Origin of the sequence: Chryseobacterium kimseyorum (genome assembly GCF_025971945.1) — a bacterium.
GTDB lineage: Bacteria > Bacteroidota > Bacteroidia > Flavobacteriales > Weeksellaceae > Chryseobacterium > Chryseobacterium kimseyorum.
Genome location: NZ_JAPDHW010000007.1, coordinates 79,175 through 97,322, shown reverse-complemented (window position 1 = coordinate 97,322; position 18,148 = coordinate 79,175). Strand labels below are relative to the sequence as shown.

Annotated in this window: 15 protein-coding genes; 8 read left to right on the top strand and 7 right to left on the bottom strand. The window is 36.7% G+C overall.

From position 1 onward, the window contains the following. The first annotated feature begins 134 nt into the window (after positions 1-134). The 4 genes from OMO38_RS11415 (at position 135) to recG (ending at position 6,256) form a co-directional block, all read left to right on the top strand. Positions 135-1,853, top strand: coding sequence for a peptide MFS transporter (locus tag OMO38_RS11415; RefSeq protein WP_264750304.1), 1,719 nt, complete (start codon positions 135-137; stop codon positions 1,851-1,853). Positions 1,854-1,984: 131 nt separating this feature from the next. Beyond that, positions 1,985-3,496: a peptide MFS transporter gene (locus OMO38_RS11410; RefSeq protein WP_264750303.1), complete on the top strand. Its 1,512-nt coding sequence runs from the start codon at positions 1,985-1,987 to the stop codon at positions 3,494-3,496. A gap of 30 nt (positions 3,497-3,526) precedes the next feature. Next, positions 3,527-4,060, top strand: coding sequence for a thioredoxin family protein (locus OMO38_RS11405; protein WP_264750302.1), 534 nt, complete (start codon positions 3,527-3,529; stop codon positions 4,058-4,060). Between the two features lie 111 nt (positions 4,061-4,171). Then, on the top strand, positions 4,172-6,256 hold the full coding sequence (gene recG / locus OMO38_RS11400) for an ATP-dependent DNA helicase RecG (protein ID WP_264750301.1): 2,085 nt from the start codon (positions 4,172-4,174) through the stop codon (positions 6,254-6,256). 71 nt (positions 6,257-6,327) lie between these two features. Here the strand turns inward: recG and OMO38_RS11395 are convergent, their stop codons facing one another. Continuing rightward, positions 6,328-6,825: a GNAT family N-acetyltransferase gene (locus OMO38_RS11395; protein ID WP_264750300.1), complete on the bottom strand. Its 498-nt coding sequence runs from the start codon at positions 6,823-6,825 to the stop codon at positions 6,328-6,330. A gap of 418 nt (positions 6,826-7,243) precedes the next feature. Continuing rightward, a complete protein-coding gene (dapA, locus tag OMO38_RS11390; protein ID WP_264750299.1) occupies positions 7,244-8,116 on the bottom strand; it encodes a 4-hydroxy-tetrahydrodipicolinate synthase in 873 nt (290 codons plus the stop codon). Between the two features lie 107 nt (positions 8,117-8,223). Between dapA and OMO38_RS11385 the strand changes: the two genes are divergently transcribed. The 4 genes from OMO38_RS11385 to recO are packed head-to-tail and all read left to right on the top strand — an operon-like array spanning position 8,224 to position 12,875. Beyond that, on the top strand, positions 8,224-8,979 hold the full coding sequence (locus OMO38_RS11385) for a 5'-nucleotidase C-terminal domain-containing protein (RefSeq protein ID WP_264750298.1): 756 nt from the start codon (positions 8,224-8,226) through the stop codon (positions 8,977-8,979). Further along, positions 8,979-9,929, top strand: a complete 951-nt coding sequence (locus OMO38_RS11380) for a bifunctional metallophosphatase/5'-nucleotidase (protein ID WP_264750297.1) — start codon at positions 8,979-8,981, stop codon at positions 9,927-9,929. Before OMO38_RS11385 ends, OMO38_RS11380 begins: the two co-directional genes overlap by 1 nt. 1 nt (position 9,930) lies before the next feature. Next, positions 9,931-12,189, top strand: coding sequence for a type IX secretion system anionic LPS delivery protein PorZ (gene porZ / locus OMO38_RS11375; protein ID WP_264750296.1), 2,259 nt, complete (start codon positions 9,931-9,933; stop codon positions 12,187-12,189). Then, positions 12,189-12,875: a DNA repair protein RecO gene (gene recO / locus OMO38_RS11370; RefSeq protein WP_264750295.1), complete on the top strand. Its 687-nt coding sequence runs from the start codon at positions 12,189-12,191 to the stop codon at positions 12,873-12,875. Before porZ ends, recO begins: the two co-directional genes overlap by 1 nt. A gap of 3 nt (positions 12,876-12,878) precedes the next feature. Here the strand turns inward: recO and OMO38_RS11365 are convergent, their stop codons facing one another. From OMO38_RS11365 to OMO38_RS11345, 5 genes are all read right to left on the bottom strand, one after another. Further along, positions 12,879-15,539: an MGH1-like glycoside hydrolase domain-containing protein gene (locus tag OMO38_RS11365; RefSeq protein WP_264750294.1), complete on the bottom strand. Its 2,661-nt coding sequence runs from the start codon at positions 15,537-15,539 to the stop codon at positions 12,879-12,881. A 150-nt stretch (positions 15,540-15,689) separates the two neighbouring features. After that, a complete protein-coding gene (locus OMO38_RS11360; protein ID WP_264750293.1) occupies positions 15,690-16,499 on the bottom strand; it encodes a glucose 1-dehydrogenase in 810 nt (269 codons plus the stop codon). A 68-nt stretch (positions 16,500-16,567) separates the two neighbouring features. Continuing rightward, positions 16,568-17,044, bottom strand: a complete 477-nt coding sequence (locus OMO38_RS11355) for a GNAT family N-acetyltransferase (protein WP_264750292.1) — start codon at positions 17,042-17,044, stop codon at positions 16,568-16,570. Position 17,045: 1 nt separating this feature from the next. Beyond that, the gene (locus tag OMO38_RS11350) at positions 17,046-17,672 is read right to left on the bottom strand and encodes a DUF1684 domain-containing protein (protein ID WP_264750291.1); all 627 of its coding nucleotides are present in this window, start codon (positions 17,670-17,672) and stop codon (positions 17,046-17,048) included. Beyond that, the gene (locus OMO38_RS11345; protein ID WP_264750290.1) at positions 17,672-18,070 is read right to left on the bottom strand and encodes a hypothetical protein; all 399 of its coding nucleotides are present in this window, start codon (positions 18,068-18,070) and stop codon (positions 17,672-17,674) included. The genes OMO38_RS11350 and OMO38_RS11345 overlap by 1 nt, the downstream gene beginning before the upstream one ends. Positions 18,071-18,148 lie beyond the last annotated feature (78 nt).

Genomic DNA, 18,148 nt, shown 5'->3' with positions numbered 1-18,148 from the left:
CTTTACCGTATCATATAACGAAGGCTGTAGATTTTTCTACAGCTTTTTTTGTTTAAAATAAAAAATTAAAACCTTGTCAAAAACGCAAAAAAAACTATATTTGTGGGTCTTAACAAAAAATTAACAATTAATATATGGATACAGCAGTTCAGTCGAAGACTAAACACCCTAAAGGATTATGGGTTCTATTCGGAACAGAGATGTGGGAGCGTTTCAACTTTTATGGAATGAGAGCATTGCTTACCTTATTTATGGTAAACTCTCTACTGATGAAAGAAGGAGATGTTACAATAATATATGGTGGCTTTTTGGCTCTGTGTTATCTAACACCAATGTTGGGAGGTTTCATTGCAGACCGATTTTTAGGGAACAGATACTGTATCATTGTAGGAGGAATATTAATGGCACTGGGACAGTTCTTAATGTTTATGAGTGCATCAACATTCAGTTCCAATTTAGGATCAGCACAAACATTGATGTGGATTGCTTTGGGCGTTATCATTTTCGGGAACGGGTTTTTCAAACCTAATATTTCTTCGATGGTTGGAAGCCTTTATCCAAAGCAGGAAAAATCAAAATTAGATTCTGCATTTACAATTTTCTACATGGGGATTAACCTGGGAGCATTTTTAGGCCAATTTATCTGTCCATTTTTAGGAGATGTAAAAGATTCTAACGGTTTAAGAGATATTCACGCCTTTAAGTGGGGATTTTTAGCAGCTTCTATCGCAATGACGATTGGAACATTAACTTTCATTTTGCTTAAAAACAAGTATGTTGTTACACCGGAAGGAAGACCAATTGGTGGTTTACCTAGCGAAAGTACAGCAGAAGATTTTGAAGAAGGGGAATCACAGACTGCCAAATTTACAGGAAGCTCTATCGGTATTGCTGTTGTGGTTTTTCTAGTGGCTTTCTTCGGATTTCAATATTTATTTGTCAACAAAGTTGGATTTGGTTCTGTCGGCATGGGAGAATTTGTGAAAGCAGTAATCTATCCATTCATTTACTCGATGGGAATTGCTTTGGCTTATCTAATTATGTCAGCAACCGAAAACAAAATAGAAAGAGACAGAATATGGGTAATTTATATTGTATCCTTTTTCATTATCTTCTTTTGGGCAGCCTTTGAACAGGCAGGTTCATCACTGACATTTATTGCAGACAATCAAACAGACAGACATATTTTTGGCTGGAATATGCCACCTTCAATGGTACAGATCTTTAATGGTTTGTTTATCGTAATGCTAGCGGTTCCATTCAGTATGCTTTGGGACAAATTGAGAGCGAATAAAAAAGAACCGGTTTCTCCATTGAAACAAGCTATTGGTCTTGGTCTGATCGCATTGAGTTATTTAATTATCGCTTACAATGTAAAAGATCTAGGAAACTCTGGATTGCTTGCTGTAAAATGGTTGATTTTACTTTATTTAATACAGACAATGGGTGAGCTATGTTTATCTCCAATTGGTTTGTCTTTGGTAGGAAAATTAGCGCCTAAAAGATTTGCATCACTTTTATTTGGTGTATTTTTTATCGCAAATGCAGCAGGTTACGCTCTATCAGGAACTTTAGGATCTATTTTGCCTGCAACAGGTGATAAATTCTTAAAAGCAAAAGAGTTAGGAATTAATCTTCAGGATGTTTTAGATAAAAAAGTGACTTTAAGTGCAGATCAGCAGTCACTTTTAGAAAAGGAACAGATTTCAACTGTCTACAACAGTTTTGCAGGATTTGAAATTCATAATTTGTTTGAGTTCTTTATGGTATTCGTTATTCTTTGTGGAATTGCAGGAGCCATTTTAGCATTAATCTCTCCGACTTTGAAAAAAATGATGCACGGTGTAAACTAATACATCATCAAAATATTTTTAAACCTCTGATTTTTCAGAGGTTTTTTTTTACATTAGTAGATTGTAAAAAGATATTTATTTTAAGTAATACTGTCTAAATAAATCATTGTTTCAAAAAACATATTGTATCTATGAATTTAACCCTCGACGAAATACAGAATTTCAAAGGAAAATATCCAAAACAAATCTGGTCGCTCTTTTTCTCCGAAATGTGGGAGCGTTTCTGCTTTTACGGAATGCGTGGAATGTTGGTTTTCTTTATGATCTCACAGCTTAATTTCCATGAAAAAGAAGCCAACCTTCAGTATGGAGCGACCCAAGCATTTGTGTATGCATTCACTTTTGTAGGTGGATTATTCGCTGATAAAATTTTAGGTTTCAGGAAATCACTTTTTTGGGGTGGATTACTGATGATTGCGGGAAGTTTGATTTTGGCAACAGATCCACACAAATTTTTCTTTTTGGGAATTGCATTTACGGTTGTAGGTACAGGCTTTTTCAAACCCAACATTTCTTCTATGGTCGGACAGCTCTATAAACCGAATGATTCAAGAGCCGATGCCGGATTTTCGCTTTTCTATGCTGGAATTAATCTAGGTGCACTCCTTGGAGGATATTTATGTATTGCGATCGGAAAAGGAGAGTTGCTTTCTCACTTAATCCCTGAAGGTCTGCACTGGAACGTTGCTTTTGGTCTGGCTGCTATCGTTATGGTCATCAGTTTAATTAATTTCATATTTACCCAACGAAGTCTGGGATCAATCGGTCTTCAGCCCGGACATCCGGATCATGAAGTCAAGTCTGCACCAATGCCTAAGTACAAAGAGTATGGTGTGTACATTTTATCGCTAATATTCATTCCAATCATCATGACTATGGTTTCCGTGCCTGAATATACAGACTATTTTATGTTGACTGTAGGACCATTGACCTTGATTTATTTATTTTTTGAAATGTCTAAAGTGACACCTGCTGAGCGTAAAAAACTTTGGGCTGCTTTGGTTTTCATTTTATTTTCAATTTTGTTTTGGGGAATTTATGAGCAAAGTGGAGGCTCGCTAAGTATTTTCGCCGCTAAAAATTTAAATAAAGATCTTTTAGGATTAGATCCAAATGGTGTAAATAATTCCGGAGGTGCATTTTTCATCATCTTCTTAGCACCAATAATTGGATTGCTGTGGATTTGGATGAGCAAAAGAAAAATAGAACCCAATACCATCATTAAGTTTGGTTTAGGATTTATTTTTCTGGGATTAGGATATTATGTGCTTTTCGCCACCAGATTTTTCGCTGATTTACAGGGAATTACTTCTTTGAATTTCTTCACCATTGCCTTATTGGTTATCACCTTGGGAGAACTCTGCCTCTCTCCTATCGGATTATCAATTATGACCAAACTTTCTACCAAAAATCTTCAGGGAATGATGATGGGAATGTGGTTTTTGGCTTCGGCTTACGGTCAATATGTTGCAGGAATTATCGGAGCTGGTTTGGCAACAGCAAAAGAAGGCTCTACCAACTACGATGCATTAATTTCATATACAGAAGGTTATAAGCAGTTGGCATTGTATGCTGTGATTGCCGGAGTGGTACTGATTTTGATATCACCATTGGTTAAAAAGCTAATGCAGGAAGTTAAATAGAATTCCTGTAACTTTTACTAAATATCTATCATGAGAAAAATTTTCACCATACTCTCTCTTTTCTTCATCACTTTAAATTTTGCCCAGGTAAAATGGATGACTATAGAAGAAGCATTAGAAGCACAAAAAACTCAACCTAAAAAAATACTCATTGATTTTTATGCAGATTGGTGCGGTCCGTGCAAAATCATGGATAAAAAAACATACGGACATCCTGTGATTTCAGAGTTTTTGAATGATAAGTATTATCCTGTTAAATTTAATGCTGAAGAAAAAAAGCAGATCGAAATATTCGGAAGAAAATTTGTGAACGAAAATACTGCACATAAAAAAGGTAGAAACTCTCTTCACGAGTTTACACAGTTTATGAATGTAGGAGCTGTTCCGAGTACAGTTTTTTTGGATGAAAACGGGGCTCCGATCACGATTCTGCAGGGGGAACTTTCGGCTAAAGAACTTGAACCTTATCTTACTCTGATTTCAAACGATCTGTTTAAAAAGATTAAAACCAGACAGGAATGGGAAGATTTTCAGAAAAAATTTAAATCGAATATAAAAGATTAGGATGTAGTTGGCTACTGGCTGTTGGCAAATTAAAACAATGAATCATAGCTTTCAGATTTGAAAGCTTTTTTTATTTCTAAATTTTCCCGAAATTCGTGCCTTTCTTAATCATTGACTTTAGAGACTTCCATAGAATTTGTAAAAGGAATCGGTCCTGAACGAGCCAAACTTATTAAAAATGTTTTGGGAATGTCTACTGTAGAAGATCTTCTGCACTTCTACCCGATTCGCTACATTGATAAAAATAAAGTGTATAAAATCGGTAATCTTCAGGAAAGCAATCTTGAAATACAACTCAAAGGGAAAATCTCAAACGTTCAGGAAATTCACAATGGAAAAATAAAAAGACTTACCGCAAAATTCAACGATGATACAGGAAGTATGGATCTGGTCTGGTTTCAATACTCAAAATGGCTGAAAGAGCAACTTCCAGTGAACCGTGAGGTTTTTATCTTCGGAAAGATTAATGCGTTTAACAATCAGTTTTCAATGCCACATCCCGAGATTGAACTGGATGAGAAAAAAGAAAAAGACAGCCGTTTGCGTCCGATCTATCCAAGTTCTGAGAAGCTGACTAAAAGAGGTCTTAATCAGAAGTTTTTTCAGGTCATTTTAAGAAATATCTGTAAAGAAATTCCTAGTTTAATTCAGGAAAATCTTCCAGACTACATGATGAAGTCGATGAAATTTTTATCGAGGCAGCAGACTTACTTAAACATTCACTTTCCTGAAAATTTAGAATATTTTGAAAAAGCTGACTTCAGATTAAAATTTGAAGAATCATTCTTTTTTCAATTAGGTTTTGGCTTAAAAAAGGCACACCACAAAGCAAAATCACACGGAAATCCGTTTCCGATTGTTGGTGATTACTTCACAGGTTTCTACGAAAATCACCTTCCTTTTGAACTGACGAATGCACAAAAAAGAGTTTTAAAGGAAATCAGGTTCGATATGAAAAAGCCTATTCAAATGAACCGGCTTTTACAAGGTGATGTAGGTTCAGGAAAAACGATGGTTGCTCTTTTGACGATGCTGATTGCTCTCGACAATGGTTTTCAGAGTTGCCTGATGGCGCCGACCGAAATTCTTGCCCAGCAACATTACAACGGAATTAAAGATTTACTAAAAGACACCAATATAAAGGTAAATATCCTCACCGGTTCCGTAAAAGCTTCTGCACGAAAAATCATCCACGAAGAACTGGAAAATGGCGAACTGACAATTTTGGTGGGAACTCACGCAGTTTTGGAAGACAAGGTGAAGTTTAAAAATCTTGGTTTGGCGATCATCGACGAACAACACAGATTTGGGGTTGCTCAACGGGCAAAACTTTGGGCAAAAAACAGAATTCCACCACACATTCTGGTCATGACTGCAACGCCGATCCCAAGGACTTTAGCGATGAGTTTTTATTCTGATCTGGATGTGTCTGTAATTGACGAAATGCCTGTCGGAAGAAAGCCGATTATCACGGCTCACAGAAGAGAAAAAGACCGCGCTTACGTTTACAATTTCTGTCATGAAGAAATACGGAAAGGCAGACAGATTTATTTCGTTTACCCATTGATTGAAGAGTCTGAAACACTGGACTACAAAAATCTGATGGAAGGCTTAGAAAATGTAATGGAAAATTTTTCAAATTACGATGTCACTATGCTTCACGGTAAAATGAAACCTGACGAAAAAGATGCAGCCATGAATTACTTCGCATCCGGAAAATCGCAAATCATGGTCGCTACAACCGTAATCGAAGTGGGTGTCAATGTTCCTAATGCTTCAGTGATGGTGATCGAAAGTTCAGAAAGGTTCGGGTTATCACAGCTTCATCAGTTGCGTGGCCGCGTGGGAAGAGGTGGTGAGCAGAGCTACTGCATCCTGATGACTTCAGATAAATTATCGTCTGACAGCCGCACCAGAATTAAAACCATGACCGAAACCAACGATGGTTTCAAAATTTCTGAAGTCGATATGCAGCTGCGTGGTCCCGGCGATATATTGGGAACGCAGCAAAGCGGTGTGGTTGATTTCAAAAGACTTGATCTGGTGAATGACTCGGCAATTATTAAAAACACAAAAAATATGGTCGAAAAGATTCTTGAAGCCGATCCCCTGCTTTCAAGACCCGACCATCAGATTATTAAAAATTACTATTTGCAGTATTACAAAGGGAAAAATAAGTGGAGTAAGATTTCGTAGTACTAAATTTTGGCTAAAGCCTATGAGATTCTAAATAATCTAAAACGGGCTAAAGCCCGTTTCTAATGATTTCACAGAATTATCTCCATCAGATAATCATCCATCACATATCCGTTTCCAATATCAAAAACGCCATCATCATAAACTTGATAACCCTGAGATTCATAAAAGCTTTTTGCAGAATTGTATTTATTCACATTTAAAATAATTCTGTGATCACCACTTTCCTTTACTTTTACATTGAGAAATTCAAGCGTTTTTTTTCCTAAACCTTTTCCTTTGCTTTCCGGAACGAGATAAATTCTGTGCAGTTTTGTCGTGTGATCTTCATAGTGATTTTCGTAGCCTAAAAATCCATCAAATACATTTAAAACTTCATCAAAAACAAGATAATAATGATAGTTTGGATTTTTTAAATGCTCTGAAATTTCTGCTTCTGAGTACATAGTGTCAAGCATATACTTCATCTGTTCCTGGGAAAGAATATCAGCATAAGCATTTTCCCATGACCTTTTTGCTAAATCTTGAATGAGGGGAATGTCTTTTTTTGTTGCTTTGATAAGATTCATTACATTTTAGATTTACTTAAACACATCAGTCACAAAGATTTTTTATTAATTTTGAAAATATTTCAGATCACATTAGAGAGAAAATCAAAGATTTTCAAAACTACGTTCTCTTTAAAGCATTTGAATCAATTACTTTAAGCAACTTGTGTCAAAAATTTTTTAATAATGTTAGAAACGTAAACTTTTCAGTCTAAATACTTTAAATATTGACAACATTTACAAAGAAAATCCAAGATTTTCAAAACTTATGTGCTCTAAAATGTTTTCAAACAAGATAACTAAAAAACTTAGGTGACTAATGTGTTAAACTATTTTAGATTAAAAAAGTGAAAAGCATCACACCTTTCACTTTTCATTATTTTTATGTTTAATATTCTGCTTCACTATTCTCTTGCAAAGCAAAATTCACCATTCACTGCTAAATTTTCGCCATTTCAGCTTTTATTTTCGCATAAAGTCCTTCTGATGCAGGAACCAATGGAAGTCTCAGATAGTTTTTAATCAATCCTTTTTCAGCCAAAACCGCTTTAATTCCGCAAGGATTTCCTTCAGCAAAAATCAGTCTTGTGATATCAACCAGTTTATTGTGAATTTCATAGGCTTCATCTACTTTTTTATCAAAAGCCAGCTGAACCATCGTTGAAAATTCTTTCGGATAACCCTGTCCGATTACAGAAATTACTCCTGCTCCACCCGCTAAAGTTACAGGAAGTGTAAATTCATCATCTCCTGAAACCAAATTGAAACCTTCAGGCTTTTTTCTCAAAATATCGAAATACTGAAGAATGTTGGGTGCAGCTTCTTTAATTAAGAATAAATTCGGGAATTCTTTCGCCAGACGCAAAGTCGTTTCGGCCTCAACATTCTGTCCGGTTCTTGAAGGAACGTTGTAAATGATAATATTTTTCCCGGTAGAAGCCAACATTTTATAATGCTGGTAAAGCCCTTCCTGATTAGGTTTGTTGTAATATGGAGACACTGATAATACGGCTGTAAAATCAGATAATTCAGCTTCTTCGATCTGCTGTTTGACTTCAAGAGTATTGTTTCCGCCAATTCCTAAAACCAAAGGAAGACGTTTATTATTAACCTTAATGATGTGCTCAACTACCTGTTTCTTCTCGTCTGAAGAAAGTGTAGCAGCTTCCGCTGTAGTTCCCAAAACTACCAAATAGTTGGTTCCGTTTTCGATGTTGTACTCAATGAGTTTTGTCAAACTTTCGAAATCTACGGATAAATCTTCATTAAAGGGCGTTACCAAAGCAACACCTACTCCTTTTAAAATGCTCATCTGTTCGAATTATTTTCCCCAAATTTAATAATTTCATACAAGAATTTACAATATTTAATCCTGTTTTATTATACATATAATTATATTTGCATTATACTAAAGAAATTATGCAAAATAAATTCTTATTGATAGGAATTGCCCTGCTTTCGCTCACAGCCTGTAAAACGACTTCGTTGCAGGTGGCCAGTGTGCAGACGCAGAAGAATATTTCTATTAATCAGGACCTGAAGGCGGATGAAGATTTTGCTCAATTTATCGAGCCTTACACCGAGAAACTCAACAAAGAGATGAATCAGAAAATCTCTTACACTCAAGTTGATTTAACGAAGGAAGGCGACAACAGTAATCTCGGAAATCTTTTGGCAGATTATACTTTTGACGGAGCGAATATCTGGGCAAAAGCCAATTTGAATAAAAATATTGATGCAGCACTGATCAACATCGGTGGAATCCGTACAACGATCGGGAAAGGTGATATTCTTCTGAAAAATGTTTTTGAAGTGATGCCTTTTGAAAATGAAGTGATCATCGTAAAATTTAAAGGTTCAGATCTGCAGGGATTATTTGATTATTACGCTAAAAATCAGAAAAACAACCCTGTTTCTCATTTGTATATCGAAACGAATGACGGTACTCTTTCCAAAAGTTTAATCAACGGAAATTCAATTAATCCAAATCAGGATTATTATATTGCAACCTCAGATTATCTGGCTTTGGGCGGTGATAATATGAAATTTTTTGCAATGGGAGAATCAATTCCTACAGGGATCAAACTGAGAGATCTGTTTATAGAATATTTTAAGAAAAATCAGCAGATCAATCCGAAGGAGGAAGTCCGTTTAAATTTTATCGGGAAGAAGTAATGGATAGAAAAAGTTTTTTAAAAACGATAACAGGAGGAACTTTAGCGATGACTTTAGCTCCGAATTTGATGATGGCGGAAGAACTACATTTAAATTCTTTCTCTTCAGCCCATAAATTAACGATACTTCATACCAACGATCAGCACAGCAGAATTGAACCGTTTGATTCGAGCTACACTAGAAATCCCAATCAGGGCGGTTTTGCGAGAAGAGCGACTTTAATTCAGAAAATCAGAAGCGAAGAAAGCAATCTTTTGCTGCTTGATTCCGGAGATATTTTTCAGGGAACACCGTATTTCAACTTTTTTGGAGGCGAGCTGGAATTTAAGTTGATGTCGATGATGAAATATGATGCTTCCACAATGGGAAATCACGATTTCGATAACGGTTTAGACGGATTTTTAAAAGTTTTGCCGAATGCAAAATTTCCTTTTATCTGTTCGAATTATGATTTTAAAAATACCATTTTAGACGGAAAAACTTCACAGTATAAAATTTTCAACAAAAACGGAATTAAAGTCGGAATTTTCGGAGTGGGAATCGAACTTGACGGATTGGTTGGAAAAAAACAGTATGGCGAAACCATTTGGTCCGATCCTGTTGATGTAGCTCAGCATTATTCCAATTTCCTGAAAAACGAAATGAAGTGCGACCTTGTGATTTGCCTTTCCCACATTGGCTACGATTACAGAGACGAACCTGAAAAACTCAACGATAAAATTTTAGCTTCAAAAACAGAAAATATTGACTTAATTTTAGGCGGTCATACGCACACTTTCTTACCTGAACCGCAAACCTTCCAGAACAGACAGGGAAAAAACGTTTTGGTAAACCAGGTGGGCTGGGCAGGACTTCTTTTGGGACGAATAGATTTCTTTTTTGATCAGAATAAAAATATTAAAACGGTTTCCTGGAACAATCAGGCAATTGACAGCAGTATAACAGCATAATATGAAAAAATTTCTAATTTCTCTTGGTATTTTGGCCTCCTTGCAAATCGTAAGCGCACAAAATATTTCCTCAAAAAAATGGGCTGATTTGTTTTCTTACAACAATGTTTTGGCAATAAAAGAAGATAATGGTAAGATCGTTGCTGCTACAGAAAACGGAATTTTTTATTATACCATTTCTACAGGAGAAATTACTAAACTTTCGAAGGCGAATGGCTTGCATGAAGTTAAAATTTCTGCTTTTGATTACAATCCGCAAACTAAAATTGGTTTGATCGGTTATCAGAACGGCTCACTTGATGTGATTACGCCGCAGGGAGTAACATATGTTGTTGATATTCCTATCGCAACAGGATATAATGGGAGCAAAAGAATCAATCATATTTCGATTACCGGAGACCGAGCTGTAGTTTCCGTAGGGTATGGAGTTTCTATTTTCGATTTAAAAAAGAAGGAATTCGGTGATTCTGCATTCTTTGTTACAGGAGGTGTCTATCAGGCCAGCAATGAAGCAACGATCAAAGACAATAAAGTTTTTTCTGTAACCAATACCGGATTGAAAACGCATGAACTGAATACAACTTTTCCTGTTTTTTCAACCTGGAGTACAGAACTTCCCGGAAACTTTACCCATATCGATTCAGAAAATGTAGTTTCTTTCTCATCAGCTACAGCATCATACATTTATAATAACGGTGTTTCTACACCAGTTTCGCAGACCTTTGGCAATGTGAGCGATGTTGTTGTCAATGCCGACAATATCGTGATCACAGATGCTGCAAGAATTTACAGTTACAATACAAACGGAACTTTTACTGGATCTGTTACGGTAGGAGAAACTTGCAACACCGCCACAAAAGTCGGTTCAAGAATATATGCAGGGACGATTTTATCCGGTTTAAAAAGTGAGGACAATATAGCATACAAACCAGATGGACCTTACTTTAACTATGCCTATAAAATCAGGATTTTTAATGAAAATCAGCTCTTGGTTTCCAGTGGAGCCAGAGTTAATGACTTTAATGAAGGTCTGAATAATCCAAGAAATCCGGGCTTCTATTATTTTACTGGTACAGAGTGGATTTATCCTTCAATATTTGTAGCAAGTTCAACCGTATTCAATGTTCTTGACGCTATTGCAGACCCTGCAAATCCGTCAGAAGTAATGTTTACTAATTATAATACCGCACCTGGATATGGTATTTATAAAATGAAATACAATTCCGGTTCAAAAGATTTTGATTTTGTAAAAAGATATGATTTGGATGCAACGGGTCCTTATCACCGAAGACCGGTAGGTTTTACCTATGATGATCAGAATAATTTGTTTGCGACAATTGCATATTCAGGATTAACCGCTGCTTTGTCCTTTTATGATAAAGCAACAGATAATTTTATTGTTAAAGAACTTGGACTGCTCAGCAGTGGTGTACAACAGCCACTTTTCAGCAATGATCTTCTATGGTTGCCGCTTCCCCGTTCTAACAATTTCTTAGTGTATGACACCAAGAAGACCAGCAATTTTTCAGATGACACACAGTACTTATTGGGCGAAAGCAATGGCTTACCGTCTGGTTCTCCAGGAAGTTTATCTGTTGCTGTCGATAAATCCGGAGATGCATGGATTGGCAACTTTACAGGCTTAAGAATACTGTCTAATGCGGTAACTGAAGTAAAAAACAATCCAACTCTAGAACCGATCGTCATAGAACAGGGAAATCTTGCAGAAGAACTGTTCAGAGATTCTCAGGTTTTGCAGATAGAAGTTGATGGTGGAAACCAAAAGTGGGTTTCTATTGACGGTGGTGGTGTGTATTACCTTTCAGCATCCGGCGAACAGGTACTTAAAAGATTTACTAAAGAAAATTCTCCACTTCCAACGAATACAGTAACTGATATTAAAGTGGACAAGAAAACAGGTAAGGTCTATTTCGTAACCTATGATGGAATTGTCACTTATCAAGGTGATGTAGCAGACGTAACTTCTAATTTTGGAAACGTTTTGGTCTATCCAAATCCTGTAGTTTATTCTCAGTTTAAAGGTAATGTAACAATAAAAGGTCTTGCGGAAAAGACCAACATCAGAATTACAGATGCTGCAGGAAACATTGTACATTCTGCTATTTCAAGAAACGGATATTACGAGTGGAATCTTAACAATCAGAAAGGAAAAAGAGTAGCATCAGGAATTTATTTTGTACTGATGACCAACGAAGATGCAAGCGATAAAGCAACTGCAAAAATAGCTGTTGTCAATTAATGAATTCTCAAAACGGCTTCCTACTTTCATTTATAAAATATGGTGAAAATGATGCAATTCTGCATTGTTTTACCGAGGAGGAAGGCTTTCAGACTTATTTTTTACGGGGCATTTACACCAAAAAAAATAAGAAGAAAGCCTTCCTCCTGCCTTTAAATAAATTAAACTTTTCAATACGCATTGGTAAAACAGGAAGTATGCAGACTATTTCAGGTTTTGAAATGCTCAATATTCATGATATTTACACGGATATAAAAGCCAACACTGTCGTATTTTTCATTTCAGATTTCCTCAATCAGATCTTAAGAAATGAAAATAAAAACCTGACCGTTTTTTATATCATCGACGAATTTATTGATCAACTGAACAGCAGAAACTACCAGTCTCATCTTATTTTTTTAATTAAGATATTAAAAATTCAGGGCGTTGCTCCACTCGTAGGAGACGGCAGTTTTCTTGATCCTGAAACCGGAACTTTTGCTACTTTTTCCACACATCTGCTTTTTGATGACGAGATTTCTTTATTTTGGAAAACGATTATTTCATCTTCAAATCCTTACGAAATAAAAATTCCGGCGTCAAATAGAAAAAGTTTTTTAGACAGTATTCTGGTGTATTACCATTACCATATTTCAGACTTCAAAACACCTAATTCTTTAGAAATCATTCAGCAGATTTTTGAGTAAAATTTACGAATCTTTGTCTTTTGGCATCTCGGTTTCCGATTTTGCAATTTCTTTTTTAGTAAATCTTGGCTGAAGAATCTTCGCAATCAGACCCGTCCATCCTGTCTGATGAGACGCTCCTACTCCACGACCGCTGTCGCCGTGAAAATATTCATAAAACAGAATATAATCTTTAAAGTCAGGATCAGTCTGAAATTTTGGGTACTGACCATTGAAAGGACGATTTCCATTTTCATCTTTTAAAAATAACTGAGCAAGTCTTTTCCCTAAAGAATCTGCAATCTGATCTAAATTTGAATAATTTCCGCTTCCTGTAGGATATTCGACCATAAAATCCGGACTGTAATAAAAGAAAAAACGCTGAAGGCTTTCGATAATTAAAAAGTTTACAGGAAACCAAACCGGCCCTCTCCAGTTGCTGTTCCCTCCAAAAAGTGCGCTGTCACTTTCTGCTGGAGTATATTTTACGGAGTAATCGGTTCCGTTTAAATTCAGCTCATACGGATTTTCCTCATATTCTTTCGACAATGCACGGACTCCATAATCAGACAGAAATTCTTCAGGATTCAGCATTCTGCTCAGCAGTCTTTTTAAACGGTGACCGCGCAGAAGAGAAAGCAGATGTTTTGAATCTTCACCTTTTACTTCCCAGTGCGAAACCAAGGCGGCGAGTTCAGGTTTATTTTCTAAAATCCATTTCATTCTGCTTTTAAAATTGGGCAGTTTTTCGATCATTTCATCGTCAATCACCTCAACAGCAAACATAGGAATTAACCCGACAATCGTTCTCAGCTTTAGAAACTGATTATTGCCGTCACCCGACGAAATGGCATCATAGAAAAACTCATCCTCCTCGTCCCAAAGACTGAAATGTTCTTCTCCCATGTTATCCAGTGCATTGGCTATGTAGAGGAAATGCTCAAAAAATTTCGTTGCCATTTCTTCATAAATCCTGTTATACTGAGCCAATTCCAAAGCAATACGCATCATATTGAGCGCAAACATTGCCATCCAGCTGGTTCCATCGGACTGCTCCAGATGTTCGCCATTGGGAAGCGCAGTATTACGATCGAAAACTCCAATGTTATCGAGTCCCAGAAATCCGCCTTCAAAAATATTGTTTCCGTTGTTGTCTTTTTTATTGACCCACCAGGTGAAATTTATCAGAAGTTTTTGAAAAGCACTTTCTAAAAATTCCAGGTCAGGTTTTCCTTTCAGATATTCATCAATTTTAAATACCCTGAAAACCGCCCATGCATGAACCGGCGGATTCACGTCGCTGAAATTCCATTCGTACGCGGGAAGCTGGCCGTTGGGATGCATATACCATTCAAAGAGGAAGAGTTTCAGCTGATATTTAGCAAAATCGGGATCAATGAGAGAAAAACTGATCGTGTGAAAGGCTAAATCCCAAGTGGCATACCAAGGATATTCCCATTTGTCGGGCATCGAAATAATATGCTCGTTGTTGAGCTGCTTCCAGTCATGATTGCGAATTTTTTCCCTAGATTTCGGTGGTTTCGGTTGCGCAGGATCTCCTTTCAGCCACTTTTCTACGTTGTAATGATAATACATTTTATTCCAGAGCATTCCTGCAAAAGCCTGCCGCTGTACCAATTTCTCATCATCAGTTTCCATACCGTCCTGAATTTCAGCATAAAATTTGTCCGCTTCTTTTTTTCTTAAATTAAATATTTGATCAAAATCTTCAAAGGGATTACTTAAATTCTTATCAGAAAGTCTGAATTCAAAAGTTTTAATTTCTTTCGCTTTAAAATTTTCATCAATCAGAAAAGATGCTTTTGTTCCTGTGTCCTGTGAACTGACGGCTGAAGAATTACCGTTGATAATAAAATCATTGATCCCATCTTTGCAATATTTTGACTGATTGGGAGATTGATGCAGCCTCTGATGATTGGTTTCATTTTCGCAAAACAAGGCGTTAAGAGAATGCTTTGCATAGAGATTTTTAATATGTAAATCTTTATGACTGACTTTGATATGGGTTGATTCTTCGGAACTTAAATGCGGTTTGTAATTGTCATATCCCCAGTTCCATGTATTTCTGAACCAAATAGTGGGAAGTATTATTAATGAGGCCTCTTTATCGGATTTATTAATGACTGTCAGCTTTACTAAGATATCGTTCTGACTTTCCTTTGCATATTCTATGAAGATATCAAAATATTCATTCTCATCAAAAATTCCGGTGTCGATGAGTTCATACTCTGCTTCTACTTTGTTTCTCTCGGCATTCGTTTTTATTAAATCATCGTATGGAAAGGCATTTTGAGGATACTTGTACAGCATCTTCATGTAAGAATGCGTTGGTGTAGAATCAAGGTAGTAAAAATATTCTTTCACATCTTCACCGTGGTTGCCCTGACCGTTTGAAAGACCAAAGAAACGCTCTTTTACCATTTTGTCTTTCTTATTCCAAAAGCCTACTGAGAAAACCAGTTTCTGCAGATCGTCACAGATTCCGCAGATTCCCTCTTCGCCCCATCTGTAGGTTTTTGCTTCTGCAGTATCATGATTGGTGTAATTCCAGGCGTCACCGTCGGCACTGTAATCTTCACGCACCAGTCCCCACTCACGGTTGCTGACGTAAGAGCCCCATTTTTTCCATGAAACATCTGATAATCTTTCTTTTTCGGAATTCATCACTGACTGATTTTGAAATAAAAACTAATGTGCAACTGCATACAATCTGCGCCCCGGATTGAGCGGCATGTCTGAGCTCTTTTTGTAAGCGTTGGCAAATGAAAGGCACAAAAAAGCGAGTAGTGAAAGCCGGAATTGTGCGCCAAAGAACTACCCGTTGTCTGAAAAACTCTCAAGACTTGTCATTCCTCCATCCACAAAAATGCTGGCTCCTGAAATATAATCGGCAAGGTCACTCGCTAAAAATGCTGCCAGGTTTCCAATATCTTTCGGCTGCCCGATTCTGTTGTACGGAATGAGATCCAGCAAAGAATTCAGGGCATCTTTCGTTTCCCACGCATCTTTATTGATCGGTGTCTGAATAGCTCCAGGGCCGATCGAGTTCACACGGATTTTGTCTGCGCCGAATTCCTGAGCCAATGTCTGCATCAGCATTTTAATAGCTCCCTTGCTTGCGGCGTAGTTTGCGTGGCCCGCCCAGGGAATAATTTCGTGAACCGAACTTATATGAATGATTTTTCCGCATGCTACAGACCTTGAGGTATCAATTCCGCGTCTCAGAAATTCTTTGATGGCTTCTCTTGAACATAGAAACTGCCCTGTGAGATTGACACCCATTACTGCGTTCCAGTCATCTAAGGTCATCTCTGTGAATTTTGCATCTTTCTGAATTCCTGCATTGTTGACGAGAATATCTACCGTTCCGAATTCTGCAATAACATCCTGGAACATCTTAACGACCTCATCTTCCTTAGAAACATCACACTTGTAGGTAATTCCGTTTCCGCCTGCATCCTTGATTTCCTTTAAAACTTCCTGAGCGCTGTCGTGAGACTTTTCTGATGAGTGATTGATGATTACGGTGGCTCCGGCTTCGGCAATTGATTTGGCAATTCCTGTTCCGATACCGCTTGATGCGCCTGTGATAATGGCGACTTGATTCTTTAATGATACTTCCATAATAATATTCAAATAGTGTTTAAACACAATTGAAAGTATCAAGCCAAACTAGAAATTTATTTTCTAAATTAACTTAAAGCTTTGGTCATCACATACTGGGGACCGTTTCTGCCTTCAACAGATTTTCCTTCATAGAGATATCCGGTCCTGAGATAAAGTTGGAATGCTGAACTGTTGTTATGGTTGACCGCCAAAACAATCTCACTGCAGTCACAAAAATTTTTCCTGACAAAAGCATCAATTCTCGACATCGTTTCTTTTCCAACGCCTTTCCCTTGAAACTCGGGATTAATAGAAAGTGATCTCAGCAAAACACAGTGCTCATTTCCACTGAGCTCGCATTTATCATTTCCAAAATCCAAAACGAAAAAACCGACTCTCTTTTCATTTAAATAAACGGTTACCGGAAATGCTCTGCCGTCATTTCTCTCTTTAATTCTTTTTAACGCGTTTTCAACAGAAGAAGTAAACATCGACTGTTCTGCATCCAAAGAATAATTAAGCTCAGAGAAATCATCCGGAGTATAAAATCTTAGAGAAACCATTTTAATGATGGTAAATGTCTTCGTACATGACTCCTGCGCGAATTTCGAATGCCAATTTGTTTTCTTCCGGAACAACCGGACAGTTGTAATCGTACGCATTGTAAGCACAGTAAGGCTGATATGACTGATTGAAATCTAAAACAATGGTATTTCCTGAAGGAATTTTCAGATCCATATATTTTCCCCCGCCGTACGTTTCTTTATTGTTGGTTTCGTCACGGAACGGTAAAAAAAGATGATCTTTATATTGTTCCATTTTCATTAAATCTAAACTTTGGTAGACCGTTAAAGTATATGCTTTCCCATCTAAGGTGAAAGTTGCTTTACCAAATTCCTGATACGATTTAGATTTCCCGGAAGATGTCGGCAAATCGAAAGGTTGAGGATTTTCTGTTTTAATAAATTCTGCTGTAACTCTGTATTTAAGATCAATCGGAAAGAAAGGATGTTGTTCAAATTTCGCAAAATTATCTCCTCTCAGAGGAGTTTCTTTCTGATCTAAATATTCTTTATTCAAATCTTTCTGGAATTTTTCAATCTCCTGAATTTGTTTCGAGGCTTCACCTTTTTTCTGAGAAAATAATAAAACCGGAATTATAAAAAGTAAAAGTAGAAAATGCTTTCTCATTAATCTTCTGAAATTTTAATTCTGTAAATGTCTGATGAATTTCTTTTAATTGATTTTACAAAAAATCCACCTTCTTCAGGAATAATTTCTTTAAAATCAAAACTTGTACAGTCTTTCGGCAGTCCCGAAAAAACCAAAGTAAACCAAAAATCTCTCATAAAAGGAACAGCTGTCCAGTTTGGATAAATGGTAATATTTTCCGCGTGAATCAATTTACTTTTATGACTGGAACTGTTGTCTAAAAGATAGGTCGTATTCCAGATTCTGATGAGATTTCCCAAAAATGGTGACGCCGGAAAACAGCAATGCACAATTACCTGTTTCTCTTCTTCAACTTTAGTCTGAAGAGATTCAAGCAATTCTTTTGCGATAATGGGTTTTACAATGACTTCTTCCATGAGTGATGGGAAATAAGTAATTGGTAATGAGCAATTTTTTCAGCATTCTAGAAATTACTACTCATTACCAATTGCTGA